Consider the following 20,949-nt stretch of genomic DNA (forward strand, 5'->3'; position numbering starts at 1 on the left):
TCGTATAACTACAATTGTATAGCTGTTTGTTGTGGTTGTATGAGTGTTGTGTGTCATTTAAAAAACGAACTCTGAATTGAAAAAACTGCTGATAATAACACTTTCTACAATTTTAGTTTCTTGCGGAATTAAAAGAAACAAAACGGAATTTGACAAAATAACTATTGACAAAGAATTAAATAGCAACCTGTTTAATTCAACTGAATTTATGCTCAATCCTTTGACTTTGAAAACGGAATCTGGATATGACAATTATCCTGACTCAACTCAATATATCATAAAATCTAATGCAATTGTAAATAACGACAGTTTAAGGTTAATGAGGTTTGCGAAATTAAAACGAATTGACTCTGATACTCTTGAATTGAAAATATTTGAGACTAATCCAGCGTATAGTCAAAACTTGACAATTAAAATAGTCAACAACGAATTCAAAGCAGAATTTAATTACAGAATGTCTGGACCACCAATTGAACCGAAAATAAAAAAACTTAAACAGGAATTAACTATTAAATCAATTCCAAAACAAAATGGTGAAATGATTTTTGGCTCGTTCTATTTTAAAGGAATTTGTGAATCGGATTGTAATGGAGGAATTGAAATAAAAGGCGATTTTAAAGCGGAATTGGAATAAAATAAAACGAACACACAACACCATATCCTATGAAAAGCACTGGCCTAGTTCTCCATAGTTAATATTTATTTTTTAATTATCAGCTTTAAGAAGACTATGACTTAGCAGCAATATAAAAAAAGTAATCATATACAAGAAACTACATGTTACAACAAGACGTCGTTTTTTTATTTAAATAGCTTATTGAAAAATAATATATTGCATACATAAATCGTATAACTACAATTGTATAGCTGTTTATTGTAATTATGTGAGTGTTAGCTGTAATTTAAATATGACACAAGAAAATAGAAGACAAATAATAATAATCTCAGGAATTTTATTTTTAATAACTTCAGCTGTTAATTTGGAAATGCCCCTTTTCAAAAAATATTCAGAAAATGAAAATTTTGGAGTAAGTATGGTTGGGTTTGCGTTTGCATCTTACATTGGTGGATTAATCCCAACGGCTTTATTCTTTGGAGGACTATCAGACAAAATAGGCAAGAAAAAAGTATTACAGATTGCACTTGTTTTCTCTTCAATTTCTATCTTGATTATGACTGCATATCCCAACTTATACGCATTATTCTTTGCAAGAATTTTTGTTGGTGTTTCAGTTGCTTTATCAATCGCAACGGGAAGCAGCTTTTTGTCTGAATTGTTTGTAATAAATAAGGAAACAAACTCTTCAAATTTAGTAGCCTTATCGACAACTTTAGGTTTTGGAGGTGGAGCCTTGATGACAAGTATCTATTTGATTTACTATACTTCGCTAGTTCCTTTAACCTATTGGATTATCCTTATTGCGTCAATCCTTTGGCTATTTATATCTTTTTTGTTAGCTGAAACCAAATTTGATAAGAGTAAGAAAACTATAAGGCTTCCTTTATTCCCAAAAGGGTCATTTAAATATAATGTTTCAATAGCCTTATTTTGGGCAGTTACAGGAATTGTAATTTCAATTATTCCTTCACAACTTGCTAAGTTTAATTTAGGTAATTGGAGCGGTCTATCATTGTTTCTAATAAATGGAACTGGAGCATTGTTTTTGCCTATTGCGAAAAAATTGACGGCAAAAAAATCAATGATAATATCATACATTTTACTTCCAATTGGTTTTGCGATGTTAACTTTCGGTAGTATATATGGTCAAATATTGCTCATTTTAGTGGGTTGTTCAATAGTTGGAGCAATATCGTATGGTTTTGGCTATTTTGGTAGTCTATCTGGAATTTCAACATTAAATCCAGTTCAACAATCAAGAGTTGTATCGGGATATTTATTGTTTGCTTATTTGGGTTTTGGAATACCGAGCATAATAATTGGTTTATCTTCTGAAATATATGGAATTGAAAATTCATTAATAACATATTTCTTAATAACCTCAGTGATAATTTTATTTTTATTAACAAATATCACGAAATTAAAGACTACAGCTAATCGAGTAGACGGGTGACGACTTAAAGTTGCCACTGCGCCTCTCATACCACGTACGTACGGGTGTTCCGTCCTGAATAAAGGCTACATCATGTAGCCTTTTAGGAAAAACCCCTTACGAAATACTGATTTATAAACTTAAAAATTAGAATAAAGGTTCACTTTTAGTTAACGTAGCACATTTTACAACTTTTTGTAGTTAAAAATCTTATTTTGACAATATTTTACTGGTTTATCTAGTTACCAAGGTGCTTTCATAACTTGCTCTATTCAATTATAAAAAGCAAATAAAATTCCTTAACTATTTTTAAAAATATCTAAAAATCAACAAATTATACATGTAAGTACAGGACAGATATATTAGAAATTAAAAATAGATTTGTTTACACCCTTATATATGTATCATTTACATCTATAAAAAACAACCAAACTTTAAACTAAAAAAACAACCAACTAAACTAAATTATGAAAACGACGCTTACCATTAAAAACACCCTGTTAATTTATCAATTCACGGTTAAAAAATTATTTGAGAAAAGATTACTTATGAGCCTGTCTTTAATTGGCATCATGACGCTTTGCAGTTTCTCTCTTTACGGGCAGCGTTACATGGAAAACCTCGACAGAGGGTTAATTGCCATGCGAACCGGCACTAGTTCAGTACTAATAAGTTGGCGAATTCCCGGTGACGAATACGCCCAGAATACGACCTATAACCTATACCGTGGGTCAACACTAATCGCTTCCAATCTTAGCGTTTCAAATTATGTTGATGCAACCAGTACTGATGATTCTTACAGTGTAGCTGCTGTTATTGGCGGAACAGAACAAACGCTTTCCGCTGCTACAGGCATTAGGGGAAGTGGGTATTTCACTATTCCGGTCAGATCGATCAACGGTGGTTACACGACCCATAATCTGAATGATGCCTCTGTTGGCGATCTAGATGGTGACGGGGAATACGAAATTGTTATTAAAAGACTTGCAAATGATGAAAGTCCTGAATCGACCAATTACCACTATCTTGAAGCTTATGAACTTGATGGTACCTTTATGTGGGCCATTAATCTGGGACCTAATTTAATACACAATGTAGAAGTAAACTTTTTGGTGTACGATTTAGACAACGACGGAAAGGCCGAAATTGCTACCAGAACTTCAGATGGTATGATCGACGGTTTAGGAAATAATATCGGCGACAGAAATGGAGACGGACAAACCAATTATCGTTCTACGGCGGCACAGAATGGTCCTTTTTGGTTCAGAACCGAAGGTCCCGATTACATATCAATATTTGATGGACAAACGGGAGCAGAAGTTGCATGGAATTGGTATATCGATCGTGAACCAATAGCACAATGGGGGCTGCCGGGCCAAAACCTTGCTCAACTTGCTCACAGGGCTACCAAATGCATGTGGACAGTTGCCTATACCGATGGCGAAAATCCAAGCTTTGTAATCGGCAGAGGAATTTATGAACGCATAAAACTTGAGGCATGGCATTTTAGAAATGGCACTTTAACAAAAGAGTGGGCTTGGGATAGCAATAATGTAGGTACTGCTTTTAACGGACAAGGAAACCACAATCTTGCTGCCGGTGATGTTGATGGTGACGGTAGAGACGAGATAACTTATGGAGGCATGGCGGTTGATGAATATGGTAATGGTCTTTATTCCACCAGTTTTGGTCATGGCGATGCTGCTCATTTAGCTGATATTAACCCTGATATTGCCGGTTTGGAATATTTTAGCAGTCAAGAGCATGCTAATGGTACAACAATCCCGGGTATATCATTAAGAAATGCTGAGAGTGGTACCATACATTGGGCAAATTGGTCAAGTGGTGATATTGGAAGATGTATGGCTGCCGATGTAGATCCAAACTACAAAGGCATGGAAATATGGGGTTCTGATGGTTCTGGTCTTCGTAGCTGTACAGGCCAACTTATATCAACTTCAGTACCAACTACTGCTGGTAACGGAGCTACTTACAATTTTGGTGTTTGGTGGGACGGCGACGTTCAACGTGAATTACTCGACAGAACGGTCATAACGAAATGGAATGGAACCGGGACCGACAGGGTGGCCACATTATATAATATGGCTTCAATTGCCGCCAATAATGGAAGTAAATCGAATCCTTGCCTTATGGCCGATATTTTGGGTGACTGGAGGGAAGAAGTTATATACCGACGTGATGATAACAGTGGTTTGATTGTTTTTGTTAGTCCTTACAGTACGACTCAAAGAATGTACACTTTAATGCATGACCCTAACTACAGGACTGCTATTGCATGGCAGAACAATTCGTATAACCAGCCTCCGAATCTTGGGTTTTATTTTGGAGGTGGAATGAATACGCCACCATCTCCTAATATCAAATTGGTAAATACTGCCAGCGTTACCAATTATTATCAAATACAAAACCGGGGAACAGGTTTAGTAGTAGATGGATATGGTAAAACGGTCAATGGTGATGATTGTAATCAATATGCCAACTCTACGAAACACAACAATTCATATTGGGAAATGGTAGATGTTGGTAATGGCTATGTTCAGTTTGTAAACCGTGGAACAGGGATGATCCTTGATGGTATGGGACGTACTGCCAATGGGTCTAATTGTGGTCAGTGGGCCAATACAACTAGTAATAATTCACAGTGGTCCGTACAACAATATAGCGGCGATTATTACAGAATTCAAAACCGTGCTACAGGATTGTTTTTAGATGGAATGGGAAGAACTGCTAATGGTTCTGTTGTCGGGCAATATGCAAACACTACTCATGTAAACGCACAGTGGCTTTTAGTGGGTGACCCAACTAATAATGCTAGTAAAGCAGTTTCATCTAAAAAGACACTTGGTTTAACTGCTAATAATGTCATAGCTGAAGTGAAAATATATCCTGTGCCATTTAAAAATGAGTTTTATATCGATTTGACTAAGGCAGGAAAGGTCAAACAAATTGAGGTATTCAATATGCTTGGACAGCAAGTCCGTTTAATAAACGCAAACGAAATTATAAACCAAACCACAAAAGTGACTCTTAACGAGGGTGTTGGGATGTTTGTAATTCGAATAATTACAGAGAATGGTGTTATAAATAAAACCATTGTCAAAGAATAAGCCATAATGAATATTGAAATCTATAAACAATACCAATTAGATATGAGCAATCTTACATCGGGAGTCTATTTACTTACTGTAAAAACTTCTGAATCACAAATAACCAAAAAGATGATTAAGTTATAAAATAATAGGATACTGATTAATCTAAAAGGGTAGAATCTGAATAGATTCTACCCTTTTTTTGATTAAAAATAGTATTAATTAATTTAGGTTTATTTTTTACACTTAAAACTAAACTAAAATGTTGAAAAATCACCTATTTGTAGTAATTATGGTCTTAGTGCCTTTTTCAAAGTTAATAGCACAGTTTCCTTTACAGATTTTTACTGAAGAAAATTATGGGGGTAGCAGAGGCTAATAATTTTCGTGTAGATTATATACCTATACATTCATATTGGTCAAGAGATCAGCAAGATTGGTCTTGGAGTTTAGATCAACTTTAAAAAGTATACTGGGCTCCTGCCTACTTTTATTAAAGGATAATATTTAGACAGATAATAGGGATTGTTTTCTTGAACATACCAGTTTTGGGAGTAGAATGAATTCTTAAATTAGATTCTTTCAGTCCTAATTGGAATACCAGCAAAAAACCTCAGAATTTCTTTTTTTTCGCCATCTATAAATAAATGAAGTACATTCGATTGCTTGTCGAAAGAAGAGAATAGAAGTGTGTTTTTTATTTTGATAACCCCTTTGTTTTCATGTAGTTCTCCTTTTAGTGTGACTTGACAAACGTTTTCTTCGGTTTTGTTTACAGATGTTAACTTTAACCATGCCGTAGTTTGATTTAACTCAATTACAACGTTATTTAAGATATAATCTTCTATGGTTTGAAGCATTTCATTACTTGGGGTTTGGTAATTAAATGGAGCCTGTGGATACATATTAATAAGTTCGCTTTCAAAATCATCAATAAAAAAGTTAATGGTAAGGGAGCAAGAGTTGTTTTTACGGTCTATATTTAGTTTGCCAGTAGTCATTTTGATAGTATGCCCCCAAACATTGAATGGTCCATAAACAACGAGTAATATTATAATAAAACGTTTCAAATCGAATTAAGTTAAGTGTTCAATAATCATTGTTAATGCAATGCCGCCTCCAGCCCCTGAAATCACCAAATTCCATTCCCGATGTTTTATGGCTAACGATTTAATTAATATAAAATTTAAAAGTAAAAAGGACCCTACAATAATTAATTGTCCAAGTTCAATACCTAGATTAAATGAAAATAACGGAAATATTATAGATTCATCATCAATACCCATCATCATGGAACGGAAAAAATTAGAGAATCCCATGCCGTGAATAAATCCAAAAAACAGCGCTAAAAAATAGTTTAATTGTATGCGTTTATTGTTATCGGATTTTTTTGCAATATTATAAATTGCAGTTAGTAAAATAGTAATAGGAATTAATGTTTCAACCAATTGTTGATTAACCGAAATAATTTTTAAACCAGAAAGCGCTAAAGTAATACTATGCCCAATCGTAAAGGCTGTTATTAAGATCAAAATTTGTTTCCATTGCTTTACTTTATACACAGCACAAAGTGTAATTATAAAAGCCATGTGGTCGACTCCCGCTAAATCTGTAATATGATTGATCCCTTGATTTAAATAAAATAGAAACTCATCCATTCAGTTACGAATATTTTGGTTATTTTGCGTAACAAATTACTCTTTTTTGCTTCAAAAAAAAACTGAAAATCAATTAAAAATATTAATGACTTCAACTAAAATAAAGAAGACTGTTCTATTTGTCTTTTTCCTGCTTATCGGAATTAAAAATGCGTTTGCTCATCGCGAGAAAGTTTATTACTTATATGGACAGATAGGGGATGAGGAAGTTGCTATACAAATAGACGAATACGATTCAAATTGTACTGCAACATACATGACTTTAAATGACAAATACGATCATGTTTTAGAAGGAAAAATTTTGGAAAACGGTGAATTTCATCTGATTTCGAGATATTGGGATGCAGATAAAAAAGAAAATATTATAAATGATAATATAACTTTAATTGAAAAAGAAAATGATCAATGGGTAGGAATCTGGAAATACAAAAGAGGTAAAGAGGTACATTTTATACTAAAACCCATTAGTATTGATGCCTTAAATCATCCTTTTATCGAAGTGGTAAAAAAATATGAAGTGTCACCATATAAAGCCTATCGAACTCAGAACATTTCGTTTAAAAAAGGAAAAAAACAGAAGATTTCCAATGGTACTCGCATAGAAAACCATACAGACCCAGAATCTGGAATATCTTTCTTTAGAGTTCTGGCCGACCGGAAAAATAATATTAATCCGGAACAAGTGAATAAAAGGTTGTTAGCAAATCATATAGAAATGATAAATGCTAAATATTCATGCGTGTTTACAAAAAATAAAGGAAATTATACCTGCGATTATGAGGTGAATTTTTTAAATGAAAAGCTTATTAGCTATACTTCTGTTATTAAGAAGTCATGTTTTACCAGTAGTATTAAAAGTTATTCAACGTACCATAATTATAACTTAATAGATGGAGAAGAACCTATATTAGATGATTTATTTTGGTTTGATGGTAAACCTAAACCAGAATTGAAAGTTGGAGATTTTAATTGGATGAAATATAGATATAATGTATTTGGTCCCAAGGTTTTAGAGATTTTAACAGCACTCTATCCGCAAAGAATAAAAGCATCAGAATCGTCGTCTTGTAATTATAATGCTGTAAAAATGTGGCAGTTTCCTATATGGCATCTTACTTTTAAGGGGGTTTTCTTAAGAAATAAGTCCTTTGATGAAGAAAAATGTGGTGAAATTTCATGGTCGGTTATACCTTTTGAAGTTTTAAAGGATTATATCTCTAAAGAATATAAGTTGATTGATTAGTTTTATCATGAAAATAAAATCCACCGCCATCACTACTAAATACACAAGGGATATCTAAAGTATTGGCATAGCCTAAAGCCTACTTGCGAAAAACCAGCTCTAAGAAATCTGTGACTTCATAACAATATAAAAGAAAAGTAAGCATATATAGAAACTGCATTTTACAATAAGGTGTCGTTTTTTTATTTAAATACTTTATTAAAAAGTAATATATTGTATACATAAACGATATAACTACAATGGTATAGCTGTTTATTGTGGTTATACAAGTGTTGTGTGTCATACTGAAAAAACCGAATGGAATTAATAGTTATTTTCTTAATTGTAATTATTCTCGGAATTGGAATCCCAATAGGAATTTCATATCTAATTTACATATGGATTAAGAAAAGAGGATTTAATAAAAAGTGGAGAATTATAGCTTTAACACCAATTTTACTTGTTGGATATTTTATTTATGGAGCAATATACCCTTCATCGGATTTTTACAAAACTGATTTTAAAGAAGTTACCAAAATGGAATTCCCAGAAAGCGGAATTATAAAATACAAAACAGCTTCATTTCCTGACCACTTTGGAGATTACACATCTTCATTTTTAGTTGAGTTTGACCAAATGGATTTAGAAAAATTAGAAAGAGAACTAAAAACAAATGGATTTGAAGAAAAAGAGAATAAAATGCACTCAAACGAACTTGAACATATTGAACGAAAAAAGGGAAGAAAGAACTACTCAAAACAATATATTATTGATACAATTGCGAGCAAACACTATTCTGTTGGATTTTTAGATGACAATAAATCTGTTATAATCACAAGGGTAAGTTGGTGAAAAAGTACGAACACATAACAATGTATAATCGCAATTACAGCGGATTCGACTACGTCCAAATCCACTCGGAATTGCTAAAGTCAGTGCCAAACCGAAAATAAACGTATATAAACCCGTAGCTGACGGTTATACGAGACAGACTGCCGTTGTAAACAATTTATGAGAATGGAAAAAATCATTATAATTTTAGTTGTGATTTTGACATTTAGTTGCCAAAACAGAAAAAAGATTCCGAAATTTTTAGGGAACGCTACACTTTGGGTATTATTTTTCACGATGCGTTAAGTTAGAATGATACAGCATAGCAAAATTTCAGATGCCGATTTACGGAGTGAAATCAAACAGTATAAAATTAGTTTTGGTGGTAATAATAAATTGAAAATTTACGGAACTTTGTCTTGTACATCGGGCAAGAAAATGAAACGAGAAAACAGGGTTTTCTTTCTGACGGAAAAAGAAGCCATCACAAACAGTTTCCGTCCTTGCGGACATTGTATGAAACAAAAATATCAGAAATGGAAACATGAAACTATTTGATGACATCATAGACAAAGCAAAAAACTGGTTGCCACAAGACGGAACGGTCAATTATTATGGAAAACTTTTGACGACAGAACAAGCAGACTTTTATCTGAACAAACTATTAGAAACTATTGAATGGCGAAATGACGAAGCGATTATCTTCGGAAAGAAAATCATCACCAAACGCAAAGTAGCGTGGTATGGCGAAAAACCTTTTGGATACACGTATTCCAATACAACAAAATATGCCTTGTCGTGGACAAAGGAATTATTGGATTTGAAAACATTGATAGAAAAAGAAACTGGCGAAACGTTTAATTCCTGTTTGCTCAATTTGTATCACAACGGAGAAGAAGGAATGGCGTGGCACAGTGACGGAGAAACAGACTTGAAAAAAGACGGAGCAATCAGCTCACTAAGTTTCGGGGCAGAACGGAAATTTGCTTTCAAACACAAACAGACCAAAGAAAAAGTAGAATTGATTTTAGAACACGGAAGCCTTTTAGTAATGAAAGACATAACTCAAACACATTGGTTACACAGACTGCCACCAACTAAAAAAGTGAGGACACCGAGAGTAAACTTGACATTCAGGACAATTATTCACTAAACTGATCGAAAGACAAAAGAGCTGCTGCCAGGCTCTACATTCTATGACTTCATAGCAACATAAAAGAAAAAGAAAGCATATACAAGAAGCTACACTTTATGATACGCTTTTTTTATTTAATACCTTATTAAAAAGTAATATATTGTATACATAAACGATATAACTACAATGGTATAGCTATTTATTGTAGTTATACAAGTGTTATGTGTTATTTTGTTAATTCACACAAATATTTAAACTTAATAAACATGAAAAGAAATCTAATTGTATTAATAATTCTTGGTATTCTTCTTGGACAATGCAATACAGAAAAATTACGTATAGAGGAAGGATATAAGGAAGTAAATGGTGTAAAGCACTATTATAAGATAATTGGTGAGGGAGAACCATTCATAATACTTCATGGAGGCCCAGGAATGTATCATGATGAATTATATCCGTTCTTTCTTGATTTTGCCAGAGAAAATAAAATTATTTTTTATGACCAGCGCGGGAACGGTAAATCCTTATTAGAAAAGATAGACAGTACAACTTTTAATGTTGAGTTACTGGTAGATGATTTAGAAGAATTACGAAAAGTATTTGGCATTGAGAATTTAAATATAATTGGCCATTCATGGGGTGGATTATTGGCAATGTATTATGGTGTTGAATATCCTGAAAACATTAAGCGACTGATACTTGTGGATGCAGCACCGGTAAACACAGAATTGCTAATTGCATGTTATAAAAAGCAGATTTCAATGTTCAAACCAGAAGAATGGGAATATGTACAAAAGCTATGGGAAAGTAAGGAATATCTTGAAGGTGATCCCGAAATTCATAATGAAGCAATGAGAATATCTGAAGGAACCGTATTTTCAAATAAAAGTGTCATAGATGATTATATGAAAGTTGCGGCTTTTGATGAAGTGACTGCCAAAAATGCAGTTGCACTCAATGACTTGGCAACACAAATTAAACTAAATATTCATGTACAGGATAAGCTTTCGAATATTAAATGTCCCACATTAATAATAAATGGCAAAGATGATTTTATTGTTGAAGAAGCGGTTCAACTGGCAAATACATTGATAGTAAATTCAGAAGTTGTGTATATAGAAAATGCAGGACATTATCCTTATATCGAAAATAAGAAGGCTTTTTTCGAAGAACTAAATAAGTTTATAGAAAGAACAACACATAACAATGTATATACAAAATAGGCGAAATAATAGTAAATTCAACGGTTGTAGACCGCTTCAACTTTCTTGTAATTTGAAAATAAAGTACAACGCAATCGCCTACTTTGCATGTATTGAACGTTGTAACAAATTTTTTAAAAATAGATTTGATCTAGAATTTCAAAACAGATTCGGATTATAGTAAAGGTATAATTCATGATTTCGTGCTTGACTTAATAAAATTTACTAAATTTGAATTATTGCAAGGGTTTAATATTTATGTTTGATTCCTATAAACACTTTTTAGAAACTCCGGGTTATAACAAAATAATTGGAGATGATTATTTAATAGTAGAGTTTAAATGCCCTATTAAAGAGGAACTTTTTACGGCATGGTCAGAATGTCATAGTGTTGTATATGTGTTAAGTGGTAAAAAAAAATGGATTACTCCGGCGGCTGAATATCTAGTAAAAGAAAATCAATCAATATTTGTAAGAAAGGGAGCTTTTAAAAACCAACAGTATTTTGAAGAAGGTTTTTGTGTATTGATGTTTTTTATGAAAGATGATTTTATTAAAAGATGTGTGGAAGAAGATATCTCTAAAGAAACCTTAGCTCTAAAAAAAATTAATCATCCAGATTTTATTTATAGAATTAATATTTCTGAAAGTTTAAATGCATTATATAATTCTTTTTTTTCATATTTAAAAAAAGACGAAAAAATTCCGCAAAAAATTCTAGAATTAAAATTCAGAGAAATGCTTTTAAATATCTGCACAGATCGTACTAATTCAGATATTAAAAACGTGTTTTATACATTATCTCAAAATGTAAATAATACTATCGAGAAAATAATGGAAGAACAGTATATGTATAATTTAAAAGTTGATGAATTTGCTAGATTATGTGGCAAAAGTATATCTTCGTTTAAAAGAGAATTTGAAAAGGTATACAAAACTTCTCCAGGAAAATGGTTACTAGCCAAACGCTTACATTTGTCTCGTAACCTGATTCTAAATACAGACTTTACAATTCAACAAATATGTTACGATTGTGGATTCGAAAGTGATTCGCATTTTATTAGGTCTTTTAAAAATGAATTTAAAATGACTCCTAACCAATGGAGAAGTTCAAAAAAAAACCAAAAGCTATTAAATTAAAGGAGATCATAAATTATCCCTTATTAATAATCTTTCTTTTAATTATTCATTACCTGTACTTTTCTTAAGATTTTCCCTTGTTTTCACCTTTTAAGTTTACAAATATAGTATGGATAAACATTGTAGTTCCACTAAATAATGCTCCAGAAAACAAATATGTAAAAAATACATTCAAAAAGGAAGGTAACATTTCATTTTCAATTTTCACGGGACTTTCAATAACAAATGAAACAAATATTCCAATCCAAAAAGGAAGGCATTGCATACAGCTAGTTAAGTAGCTCCAAAAGTTTGGGCTATACTTCTCTGTAAAATCTCGTAACGGTTCAAATATTTTACTTATAGTTACGATTGCAGATATTCCGTAAACGATTAATACTATAATTAGTAATTCCATGAAAATATTATTCTAATAATTAACTTATTTTACAATGCAAGCCTTCAAGAATATTTTGCTCATTAAATGAAAACTTGCATTGCTTTTTTCTAGTCATAAAACGAGAATTGATTAATCAACTTTCCTCACTTTTTTTTAATTTCTTCCACGCCGAATGACCTCCTTCTAAATTAAACACATTTTTTATTCCTTTCTCTTGTGCTTTTAGAGCTGCCATATAAGACATGACTCCTCCAGTGCAACAAAACAAAAATGGTCCTTCATTATTAAAAATGGTATTATATGATTCATAATGTTTATCAATCGTATCAAAGGGAATATTAATTGCTCCAGGAATACTCCCTTGATCTTCAATTCCTTTAGGATTCCTTACGTCAATAATTGTATAACTGTTTTCAGATATAATAGCATCTAAACAATCAACAGTTATTTGCTCTATAACTTCTCTATGCTTTTTTTCTTGTGCGATCATAATTAAGATTTTAAATTAAAGAGATATTACTTCTGCTCCTTCTAAAATTAATTGATGTAAGGCTCCGGAGCCAATCATTTCAACTTCATCAATTAAGTTTTCAACTGAATAACCTCTGACTTCTGCACATGGTGGACAAACCATAATTCTACATTTATTATTTACAACGGCATCAATCATCGTTTTCATTGTTGGGTCTTTAGGATTTAAATGGACATTATCTGCTGCTCCTTTTCTAACCCAATCTACTCCAGAGCTTACTAAAAAAATACTTACCTCTAATCCGGATTTGATTCCTCCATTTGCGATACTCCAAGCTACAGATGCTCTTTCATCATCTAATCCATAACTTATTAATACTACTACTTTCTTTTTTGCACTCATGATTAATTTATTTAAATGATTAATAATTATTTTGATACCACAAATGTATGAGTGATTGAAAAGTTCAAATTGACTAAGAAGTTCAAAAAATAGACTTGAAGGTCCAATAGTAGAAAAAGGTAAAAAAACCTTTATAATTTTAGAAATATAAGGGAAATTATATGACAAAAATGACCCTGCCTTTCAGTTGATGATGATATATTGAAATGGCTATATACTGGATACAACACAGCATCCTATGAAAAGCATTGTAAGCTTCCCAAAAACCGAACTGTTCAAAAGTGTAAAACAATACTTAATTTAAAACAGTAATCATATAAAAAAACAATCCCCCAATTTTATATTCAAACAAAATCAGTTTCTACCTTCCAGAAAAATTATGGTGTTGCATTGCCGTAAAATAATCCCTAAATATTCTATTTAAAACGTGCTGCTTGTTACAAGCCTTCATACCCAAAAGGGGATAGATGTTTAAAATAGCCTTAGAAATTTTTTTAACCGAAGCCAAAGCAGTAGTGTGTATGGTTTCAATATAAAGTTCAGTTATTACTGTTTCTGTAGTGGTAAGTAATTCAATCTGTTCGGCAAATTTATAAAGTTGTTGGTTGGTTTTAAGTAGTATAGAATAAAACGGTTTTAATATTTCGTGCTCTAAAATTGTGGCAGCTTCTTCCAAATAATGTTCTGCCATGCCTAAATAATTCACCCAAAGTGTGAGGTCGGCAAACACCGAAAAGGGAATTTTAAAAATAGGCTGCGGTAAATAAAAGGTATTATAAACAAAGGCATATTTAGAGGAAACCACAACAGAGTTGACCTGAAATGAATGGGTCGCCGTTGCCTTTAAGCCCATGGCACCCCAGTTTTCTATAATACTAACCGCTTCTTTTGGAATCACAAAGGAGTATACTAAAGGTTTGCCATCGTCATTCAGTACAAGGTCGCCATTGGCTATAATTTTAGCATTCAATGTAAAATGGGTGAGGTAAGGGGCACCCGTGGCATAATGCCATTCCCCGGAAATACTGTAAGTATCGCCTTGTTGTTCTGCCGTTCCAAAAATACCGCCACTACCTCCAAAACACACCCTTTTGTTTGGTGATAAAAAAATCTCGGAGCTGGCTTCGGGTTGTAAGTTGCCAATAAAATAGTTGGCACCACTACAAAGTGTTACCGTCCAACCCAAACTGCCATCTGTTTTTGCTAGGCCTTGAAGTTTTTGCAAGCCTTCGGTAAGCGATAATTCCAATCCGTTATAAGCTTTAGGAACCCAAATGTTCCAAACGATTGTTTTTGGCAATCCATTCCAGCACTTCAGATGAAAAGGCGGGAGCTTCTAATAGACGAGACTGTTTTATATTGTTTTCTTGATTCATTTAAAAACTACGTCATCGCATTCGCTAGTTAAAAAACTTTAACAAAGATCTCAGTGTGACAAACTTAATTACATTCTTACTTTATAGTTCCCCTGTCAGACTGAGCTTGTCGAAGTCCAGTTCTTAGCACTTCTACACATAACTTCTTTTACATACAGCTTCGACAGGCTCAGCTTGACAACATGTTCCCTAATAGGCTTCTTTGTCGGTTTGAACATCCTAAGACTTCTTCTATAAGCACTTCGACAGGCTCAGTGTGACAAACTTATTTACTCTCTTACTTAGTTCCCCTGTCAGACTGAGCTTGTCGAAGTCCAGTTCTTAGCATTCTAAGACTCCTTCTATAAGCACTTCGACAGGCTACCATTGATGTATTTTATAAATATCTGTTTTACAGATAATTAAATTTTAAAAAAAACTACGTCATCGCATTCGCTAGTTAAAAACTTTAACAAAGGTCTCAGACTGACACTTGAGTACTAAATTAAATTTTCTTAATTTCACCCACCGGATTTAATTCAATATTTCCAAACCAATACATCGGCGGTTTTCATGGCTTTTGTTCCAATTAAAATAGTAGCGTTTGCTGGAAGTTCCATGTTGTAAACTTTATCGGAATAATTAACAGCAATACCAAAACCATCGCGGTATTCAATCATAATGCCTTCAGGATAGTTTTCAATAGGAATGTGTTGTTGTTGGTATAATTGTGTTAATACTTGTTTCTCAAGATCGCCATTTTTTGAATCCGCACCAATATAGGTTACAGTGCCTTTTCCTAATTTGCGAGATACCACAGCAGGCGTGCCTGCATAAAAAACGTTTTGGAAGTTTGCCCAAGTCTCCGTCTCTTTATTGGGTTTTAATAAATCGCCCCAACTTACCCATTCAAATTCTTGATTGTTGAACTTGATTTTACCGGGAGCATGTGGCATTAACAAATCATATGATTCAATTTCTGCACCTATTAATTTCCACATAGGTTCGTAAAATTTGGCTTCCCAAAGATGCCCTTTTCTATTTTGAATTCCCGAGCGGCAACTTAACACCAAATGCCCACCGTTTTTGGCATAGTTGGTAAGCTTGTCAATCATTTGTTGGTCAATCATTTGGTAAGCAGGTGCTATTAAAACCGGATAGTTTGAAAAATTGGTGGTATCACGAACAAAATCCACGGGAGCTCCAAAGGATTTTACGGCTTTGTAATATTTTAGAAAGTGCGCTTCAGTATTCCATTCTTTGGTTTGTTTATTTAAATTGATGCCCATCACATTATCGGCATTGAACAAAATACCTGTTTTACGCTTTAGGTATGATTCTGGTAAGGTTACCTCGGCATTATATTCTTTTCGTAGGGTCTTGATTTCATTGATAAATTGACCGAATTCTTTTCCGCCTGTGGTTTGTGTAACGCCATCGGGCCCCACAATGCCATAGTGGTATTGCTCATAACCATACAGTGGTGCTCGGTAGCGGTAGGTACAGGTAAATTTACTGCCACCAGCAAATACATGCCATAACCACATACGCATAGCACCAGGTAGTGGTTGCGGATTGATACTTCCCCAATTGACTTGTCCGGGTTGTAATTCCATAACGCCGTACATGCCTTTTAAAGGTCTGAAAAAATCGTTGGACATGGAAATACGTGAATACTCGCCAACCCGATAGCCTTGGGAACCAATGCCTAAATCATTACCATAAACCATATAACGTGTGTAACAATCAAAATCCAATGCTTTGCTCATGCCTACGTAACCCACATGGTACATGGGAATATAATTGGAGGTTATCCATTGGTTTTTAGCGGCATATTTGCGAATTTCAAGAGCTTGCTCGTCTAGAAACGACGCAGTTTCATGGTCGGCAAATCGGTAATGATCCAATTGCGAGTGTAAATTCATGCCCCATAGTTTGTGTAGTGGCAAGTTAATTTCATCAAAATGACTGTAAGTGCCACTCCAAAAATTATTTCCCCATGCTTCATTTAAAACATCAATGGTTTTGTATTTGTCTTTTAACCACGCCCGATAACGTTGTAAAGCATCGTCACTATAATCAAGAAAGCGACGTGGTTCGTTGTCTATTTGCCAACCTATAACACGTTTGTCATTACCGTATTTTTTTGCCAGTTCCGCAATCATCTTCATGGAATAGCTACGGTAGTAATTATTTGAAAAGCTTGCGTGCTGGCGGGAACCATGGTCCATTTTAGTGCCATCTTCGTCGGTAGCAAGGATGTCGGGATGTTTACGAACCAACCAAACTGGAGGTGTTGCGGTAGAAGTACACATGATGACTTTTAATTTATACTTGGCAGCAAGTTCTAAAGCAGTATCCAGCCATTTAAAATCGTATCTCCCTTCTTCGGGTTCTAGCTGTGCCCAGGCAAATTCACCAAAGTGGGTAAATTCATAGCCCATTTCAGCAATGTTTTTTAAATCGCGTTCCCATTGGTCAGGATTCCAATGTTCGGGGTAATAGTAAACACCTACGGTTGTTAGGTCTTTGGCTGGGAAAAATTGTTCGAACTGTTGTGCCAAACAGTTTATGCTTAGCAGTATTACAAAAGCAATAAGAAGCGTTTTTGCTGATTTGATTTTAAATGTCATGATGTTCTATTTGTTTTTTTTTCATTTATTAATGAGGTTGAATTTTTTATTAGTTGTTTTCAATATCGCTAATATGATGTTCTAAGGCTTTTACCGAAATTTGAATTTCCATAATTAATAATGCCAATGATATGATTAATAAAATAAGAGCAGCACCAAACACCCAAATGGCCAGTGTTTGCTGTTGTATATAAATTAAAAACATGGTAAGAACACATAACAATAAACTTGAAATCCCAAAAATTTGCATAGAACGTGTTAAGTACAGGCGTTGCTTAATATTTTTTATTTGAGCAATTAAAACCTTGTCTTTGTTCTTTTTATACTTGCTATGCAAATCCCTAATAACCGCTGCGTAAGCTAAAAACCTATTGGTATAAGCAAGCATTATTAATGATATTGCCGAAAACAGAACAGCAGGTGTGGTAAGCGTTAAATCTCCCATTTTATAAGAATTTAACCAAATTTAGAAACTTTAAAGTTTTTATGGGTATATTTTGCTTCAAATTATTTTTTACTTTAGGAGCATGCAAGAAGATTTTATACACTATATCTGGAAACATAAAAAAATGGATCTAAATAAATTGAAAACGACCCAAGGAGAAGCTGTTTTAGTAACTTCGGTGGGACAACATAATTTTAATTCAGGACCTGATTTTTTTAATGCGCAACTTAAAATAGGAAATCAGCTTTGGGCGGGTAATGTGGAAATCCATATCAGAGCATCCGATTGGTTTTTACACAACCACGAACAGGACAAAGCCTATGATAATGTTATTTTGCATGTGGTTTGGGAACATGATACCGATGTGTTTAGAAGTGATAATACAGCCATTCCAACGTTGCAACTACAAGATTTTACGAGTAAGGATGTTTTAAATAATTACGAAAAACTCTTTTCAAAAAACGGTAAATGGATTAATTGTGAGAACGATTTTGCATCGGTTGATGATTTTGTTTTAAGCAATTGGTTGGAACGTTTGTACTTTGAAAGATTGGAACGTAAGTCAGGAACGATTCAAAATCTTTTAAAAGAAACAAAAAACGATTGGGAAGCCGTGTTTTTTATAATGTTGGCTAAAAATTTCGGACTCAAAGTAAACGGTGAATCGTTTTATAGTATAGCTAAGTCCATCGATTTTTCCATAGTACGGAAATCACAAGCAAATCAACAAGCCTTAGAAGCTTTGTTGTTTGGTCAGGCCGGTCTGTTAGAGCAAGATTTTGAAAATGCCTATTATTTAGAATTGGTTGAAGCATATCAATTTTTAAAGCACAAGTTTAGGTTAGAAAACAATGCGGTATTGCCCTTGCAGTTTTTTAGATTGCGCCCACCAAATTTCCCAACGATAAGACTCTCGCAATTGGCAAGTTTATATCATGAACATAAAACCCTGTTTTCAAATGTTATTGAAGCTGAAAATTTAGAGGACTTTTACAAGTTGTTTAAAGTGTCGGCTGCATCGTTTTGGAATTCACATTACACGTTTCAAAAAACATCTAAAACGTCATCAAAAAAACTAACCAAATCGTTTATAGATTTATTACTAATCAATACCGTGTTGCCTATTAAATTTTGTTACGCAAAAGAAAAAGGGCAGGAGGTAGATTCGATAATTTTGAAAATTGCTTCAGATATTGCTTCAGAAAAAAACAGTATTGTAGATGCTTTTAATAATTTAGAGAAAGTTTCAAGCGCATCGTTACAATCCCAGGCACTCATTCAACTTAAAAATGAATATTGTGATAAAAACAAATGTTTGCAATGCGCCATTGGTAATTCACTCATAAACCCATAAAGAAATAAACCTATAAACTTTTAAACTAATAAACTTAATGCTAAATTGCAGCATGAACGGAATATATAAACCATTATTGTTTTTTCAGAAACATGGCTATTATGTGTGCCAACGTATTGCAGAGCGTTTAGGCATTAGGGCAAAAGTTGTGCGAACATCATTTATGTATTTAACCTTTGTAACGCTTGGATTTGGTTTTGCTTTGTACTTGTTTTTGGCATTTTGGATGCGTATTAAAGATTTGGTTTATACCAAACGATCTTCTGTTTTCGATTTATAATGAACTCGTTTAAGCTTTTCTGATTGAAGTGAAAATTAGTCATTTTGTGCTCGGTTGAAAGCTTTTTTGAGTTGCATAGCAGAGCTACGGAAGAATAAAAAGAGGAAAAGCGAGTACAAAATGACAATTTTTTAGCCAATTATGTAAAGTTTAAATAAGTTCAACTTATGAATCCACTTATTAAGTTTTTTAGAACCAAAATTTACACCGCTTTTTTTTTACTGGCTGTTATATTGTTAATTGGTATTTTAGGGTATAAGTTTATTTCAGATTATTCATGGGTTGATGCCATTTACATGACGGTGATTACATTAACAACCGTTGGTTTTGGCGAGGTAGTACCGTTAGATTACAATTCTAAAATTTTCACCATATTTTTAATATTAGCCAGTGTTGTAATAATGGGTTATGCACTTTCTATAATTACTGAATATATTTTAAGTAAAAATAATCTTGAAGAATTAAAATATAAAAAGATGCAAAAAGAGATTAATAGTTTAAAAAACCATGTGGTTATTTGTGGTTATGGTAGAAATGGTAAACAAGCAGCAATAAAACTGTTAACGCATAAAAAATCGTTTGTTGTAATTGAAAAGAATAGAGATATGGAAGAACGTTTAAGATTAGACAATGTTCCATACATCATAGGAAATGCTAACGAAGACGACGTGCTTATGCAAGCTGGAGTAGATCGTGCTTCTAACTTTATTTCGGCGCTACCTAATGATGCTGATAATTTGTTTGTAGTACTTTCAACAAGACAAATCAATAAAAACATCAATATTATTAGCCGAGCATCTAATGAATCGTCTTATGATAAATTAAAATTTGCAGGTGCCAACAACGTTATTTTACCCGATAAAATTGGCGGGGATCACATGGCGTCTTTAGTGGTTGTGCCAGGCTTAATGGAGTTTTTGGACAACCTTTCTATTGTTGGTAAATCAAGCATCAATGTAGAAGAAGTAGCTGTAGAAAAACTATTCAGTAGACAAAAAGTAAAAACCATTAAAGATTTAGATCTTCGTAAAAAAACAGGTTGTACTATAATAGGCTATAAAGACGAAAACGGCGAATACATAGTAAATCCGGAAGCAGAGTTAGAATTGGCTACAAATTCCAAAATCATTGTTTTAGGAAGGCCAGAACAAATAAAAGCATTAAACTCAGCATACAATATTGAGTAGGGAATTTACTATTTTAACATCCGATGTTTTAAAAAATCATTTTTTTTTAGCATCTTGCCGACTTTTACTGAGAATCTTTTAAAAAAAACAACT

21 protein-coding genes are annotated in these 20,949 nt (G+C 33.3%); 13 read left to right on the forward strand and 8 right to left on the reverse strand.

All coding sequences use genetic code 11. From position 1 onward, the window contains the following. The first annotated feature begins 76 nt into the window (after positions 1 to 76). The 4 genes from ACGLWY_RS10870 to ACGLWY_RS10885 all read left to right on the forward strand — a co-directional run bounded on the left by ACGLWY_RS10870 (position 77) and on the right by ACGLWY_RS10885 (position 5,305). Positions 77 to 634 (forward strand): hypothetical protein, encoded by a 558-nt coding sequence (locus tag ACGLWY_RS10870; RefSeq protein WP_396619704.1) that lies wholly within the window; start codon positions 77 to 79, stop codon positions 632 to 634. A gap of 274 nt (positions 635 to 908) precedes the next feature. After that, positions 909 to 2,072, forward strand: a complete 1,164-nt coding sequence (locus ACGLWY_RS10875) for an MFS transporter (RefSeq protein ID WP_396619705.1) — start codon at positions 909 to 911, stop codon at positions 2,070 to 2,072. 446 nt (positions 2,073 to 2,518) lie between these two features. Continuing rightward, a complete protein-coding gene (locus ACGLWY_RS10880) occupies positions 2,519 to 5,179 on the forward strand; it encodes an RICIN domain-containing protein (RefSeq protein WP_396619706.1) in 2,661 nt (886 codons plus the stop codon). 6 nt (positions 5,180 to 5,185) lie between these two features. Continuing rightward, complete coding sequence (locus ACGLWY_RS10885; protein ID WP_396619707.1) at positions 5,186 to 5,305, forward strand: T9SS type A sorting domain-containing protein; 120 nt, start codon at positions 5,186 to 5,188, stop codon at positions 5,303 to 5,305. Positions 5,306 to 5,733: 428 nt separating this feature from the next. Here ACGLWY_RS10885 and ACGLWY_RS10890 read toward each other — a convergent pair whose 3' ends face one another. Next, on the reverse strand, positions 5,734 to 6,231 hold the full coding sequence (locus ACGLWY_RS10890) for a DUF6702 family protein (protein ID WP_396619708.1): 498 nt from the start codon (positions 6,229 to 6,231) through the stop codon (positions 5,734 to 5,736). Positions 6,232 to 6,237: 6 nt separating this feature from the next. Further along, entirely contained in the window at positions 6,238 to 6,819 is a 582-nt protein-coding gene (locus tag ACGLWY_RS10895; RefSeq protein ID WP_396619709.1) for a HupE/UreJ family protein, read from the reverse strand. Positions 6,820 to 6,904: 85 nt separating this feature from the next. Here ACGLWY_RS10895 and ACGLWY_RS10900 point away from each other — a divergent pair, with 85 nt between their 5' ends. The 6 genes from ACGLWY_RS10900 (at position 6,905) to ACGLWY_RS10925 (ending at position 12,349) form a co-directional block, all read left to right on the forward strand. Next, positions 6,905 to 8,062 carry a hypothetical protein gene (locus ACGLWY_RS10900; RefSeq protein ID WP_396619710.1) on the forward strand — a complete coding sequence of 386 codons (1,158 nt, stop codon included), beginning with the start codon at positions 6,905 to 6,907 and terminating at the stop codon, positions 8,060 to 8,062. Between the two features lie 297 nt (positions 8,063 to 8,359). Beyond that, positions 8,360 to 8,893: a hypothetical protein gene (locus tag ACGLWY_RS10905; protein ID WP_396619711.1), complete on the forward strand. Its 534-nt coding sequence runs from the start codon at positions 8,360 to 8,362 to the stop codon at positions 8,891 to 8,893. Positions 8,894 to 9,184: 291 nt separating this feature from the next. Continuing rightward, positions 9,185 to 9,430, forward strand: coding sequence for an Ada metal-binding domain-containing protein (locus ACGLWY_RS10910; RefSeq protein ID WP_396619712.1), 246 nt, complete (start codon positions 9,185 to 9,187; stop codon positions 9,428 to 9,430). Continuing rightward, a complete protein-coding gene (locus ACGLWY_RS10915) occupies positions 9,417 to 10,025 on the forward strand; it encodes an alpha-ketoglutarate-dependent dioxygenase AlkB family protein (protein ID WP_396619713.1) in 609 nt (202 codons plus the stop codon). Before ACGLWY_RS10910 ends, ACGLWY_RS10915 begins: the two co-directional genes overlap by 14 nt. A 248-nt stretch (positions 10,026 to 10,273) precedes the next feature. Beyond that, positions 10,274 to 11,230, forward strand: a complete 957-nt coding sequence (locus ACGLWY_RS10920) for an alpha/beta fold hydrolase (RefSeq protein WP_396619714.1) — start codon at positions 10,274 to 10,276, stop codon at positions 11,228 to 11,230. 237 nt (positions 11,231 to 11,467) lie between these two features. Continuing rightward, on the forward strand, positions 11,468 to 12,349 hold the full coding sequence (locus ACGLWY_RS10925; RefSeq protein ID WP_396619715.1) for a helix-turn-helix domain-containing protein: 882 nt from the start codon (positions 11,468 to 11,470) through the stop codon (positions 12,347 to 12,349). Between the two features lie 64 nt (positions 12,350 to 12,413). Here ACGLWY_RS10925 and ACGLWY_RS10930 read toward each other — a convergent pair whose 3' ends face one another. From ACGLWY_RS10930 to ACGLWY_RS10955, 6 genes are all read right to left on the reverse strand, one after another. Continuing rightward, positions 12,414 to 12,746 carry a hypothetical protein gene (locus ACGLWY_RS10930; RefSeq protein WP_396619716.1) on the reverse strand — a complete coding sequence of 111 codons (333 nt, stop codon included), beginning with the start codon at positions 12,744 to 12,746 and terminating at the stop codon, positions 12,414 to 12,416. Positions 12,747 to 12,861: 115 nt separating this feature from the next. Continuing rightward, the gene (locus tag ACGLWY_RS10935; protein WP_396619717.1) at positions 12,862 to 13,218 is read right to left on the reverse strand and encodes a rhodanese-like domain-containing protein; all 357 of its coding nucleotides are present in this window, start codon (positions 13,216 to 13,218) and stop codon (positions 12,862 to 12,864) included. Positions 13,219 to 13,233: 15 nt separating this feature from the next. Continuing rightward, positions 13,234 to 13,602, reverse strand: coding sequence for a DsrE family protein (locus ACGLWY_RS10940; RefSeq protein WP_396619718.1), 369 nt, complete (start codon positions 13,600 to 13,602; stop codon positions 13,234 to 13,236). Between the two features lie 361 nt (positions 13,603 to 13,963). Then, positions 13,964 to 14,902 carry an acyl-CoA dehydrogenase gene (locus tag ACGLWY_RS10945; RefSeq protein ID WP_396619719.1) on the reverse strand — a complete coding sequence of 313 codons (939 nt, stop codon included), beginning with the start codon at positions 14,900 to 14,902 and terminating at the stop codon, positions 13,964 to 13,966. Between the two features lie 594 nt (positions 14,903 to 15,496). Then, on the reverse strand, positions 15,497 to 17,590 hold the full coding sequence (locus ACGLWY_RS10950; RefSeq protein WP_396619720.1) for a beta-galactosidase: 2,094 nt from the start codon (positions 17,588 to 17,590) through the stop codon (positions 15,497 to 15,499). 49 nt (positions 17,591 to 17,639) lie between these two features. Next, positions 17,640 to 18,035, reverse strand: coding sequence for a DUF2721 domain-containing protein (locus tag ACGLWY_RS10955; protein ID WP_396619721.1), 396 nt, complete (start codon positions 18,033 to 18,035; stop codon positions 17,640 to 17,642). Between the two features lie 82 nt (positions 18,036 to 18,117). On the opposite strand from ACGLWY_RS10955, the gene ACGLWY_RS10960 reads away from it, so the two are divergent. From ACGLWY_RS10960 to ACGLWY_RS10970, 3 genes are all read left to right on the forward strand, one after another. Continuing rightward, positions 18,118 to 19,389 carry a DUF2851 family protein gene (locus ACGLWY_RS10960; protein WP_396619722.1) on the forward strand — a complete coding sequence of 424 codons (1,272 nt, stop codon included), beginning with the start codon at positions 18,118 to 18,120 and terminating at the stop codon, positions 19,387 to 19,389. Positions 19,390 to 19,441: 52 nt separating this feature from the next. Next, positions 19,442 to 19,669, forward strand: coding sequence for a PspC domain-containing protein (locus ACGLWY_RS10965; RefSeq protein ID WP_396619723.1), 228 nt, complete (start codon positions 19,442 to 19,444; stop codon positions 19,667 to 19,669). A gap of 167 nt (positions 19,670 to 19,836) precedes the next feature. Then, on the forward strand, positions 19,837 to 20,856 hold the full coding sequence (locus ACGLWY_RS10970) for a potassium channel family protein (protein WP_396619724.1): 1,020 nt from the start codon (positions 19,837 to 19,839) through the stop codon (positions 20,854 to 20,856). Positions 20,857 to 20,949 lie beyond the last annotated feature (93 nt).

The organism is Mariniflexile sp. HMF6888, assembly GCF_044335535.1.
Classification (GTDB): Bacteria; Bacteroidota; Bacteroidia; order Flavobacteriales; family Flavobacteriaceae; genus Mariniflexile.

Excerpts from the sequence above, each read along its gene's own strand:
- ACGLWY_RS10885 (WP_396619707.1), top strand. The coding sequence starts at position 5,186 with ATGAATATTGAAATCTATAAACAATACCAATTAGATATGAGCAATCTT.
- ACGLWY_RS10875 (WP_396619705.1), top strand. The coding sequence starts at position 909 with ATGACACAAGAAAATAGAAGACAAATAATAATAATCTCAGGAATTTTA.
- ACGLWY_RS10955 (WP_396619721.1), bottom strand. The coding sequence starts at position 18,035 with ATGGGAGATTTAACGCTTACCACACCTGCTGTTCTGTTTTCGGCAATA.
- ACGLWY_RS10920 (WP_396619714.1), top strand. The coding sequence starts at position 10,274 with ATGAAAAGAAATCTAATTGTATTAATAATTCTTGGTATTCTTCTTGGA.
- ACGLWY_RS10895 (WP_396619709.1), bottom strand. The coding sequence starts at position 6,819 with ATGGATGAGTTTCTATTTTATTTAAATCAAGGGATCAATCATATTACA.
- ACGLWY_RS10960 (WP_396619722.1), top strand. The coding sequence starts at position 18,118 with ATGCAAGAAGATTTTATACACTATATCTGGAAACATAAAAAAATGGAT.
- ACGLWY_RS10970 (WP_396619724.1), top strand. The coding sequence starts at position 19,837 with ATGAATCCACTTATTAAGTTTTTTAGAACCAAAATTTACACCGCTTTT.
- ACGLWY_RS10950 (WP_396619720.1), bottom strand. The coding sequence starts at position 17,590 with ATGACATTTAAAATCAAATCAGCAAAAACGCTTCTTATTGCTTTTGTA.
- ACGLWY_RS10925 (WP_396619715.1), top strand. The coding sequence starts at position 11,468 with ATGTTTGATTCCTATAAACACTTTTTAGAAACTCCGGGTTATAACAAA.
- ACGLWY_RS10965 (WP_396619723.1), top strand. The coding sequence starts at position 19,442 with ATGAACGGAATATATAAACCATTATTGTTTTTTCAGAAACATGGCTAT.
- ACGLWY_RS10880 (WP_396619706.1), top strand. The coding sequence starts at position 2,519 with ATGAAAACGACGCTTACCATTAAAAACACCCTGTTAATTTATCAATTC.
- ACGLWY_RS10930 (WP_396619716.1), bottom strand. The coding sequence starts at position 12,746 with ATGGAATTACTAATTATAGTATTAATCGTTTACGGAATATCTGCAATC.
- ACGLWY_RS10940 (WP_396619718.1), bottom strand. The coding sequence starts at position 13,602 with ATGAGTGCAAAAAAGAAAGTAGTAGTATTAATAAGTTATGGATTAGAT.
- ACGLWY_RS10910 (WP_396619712.1), top strand. The coding sequence starts at position 9,185 with ATGATACAGCATAGCAAAATTTCAGATGCCGATTTACGGAGTGAAATC.
- ACGLWY_RS10900 (WP_396619710.1), top strand. The coding sequence starts at position 6,905 with ATGACTTCAACTAAAATAAAGAAGACTGTTCTATTTGTCTTTTTCCTG.
- ACGLWY_RS10905 (WP_396619711.1), top strand. The coding sequence starts at position 8,360 with ATGGAATTAATAGTTATTTTCTTAATTGTAATTATTCTCGGAATTGGA.
- ACGLWY_RS10935 (WP_396619717.1), bottom strand. The coding sequence starts at position 13,218 with ATGATCGCACAAGAAAAAAAGCATAGAGAAGTTATAGAGCAAATAACT.
- ACGLWY_RS10915 (WP_396619713.1), top strand. The coding sequence starts at position 9,417 with ATGAAACTATTTGATGACATCATAGACAAAGCAAAAAACTGGTTGCCA.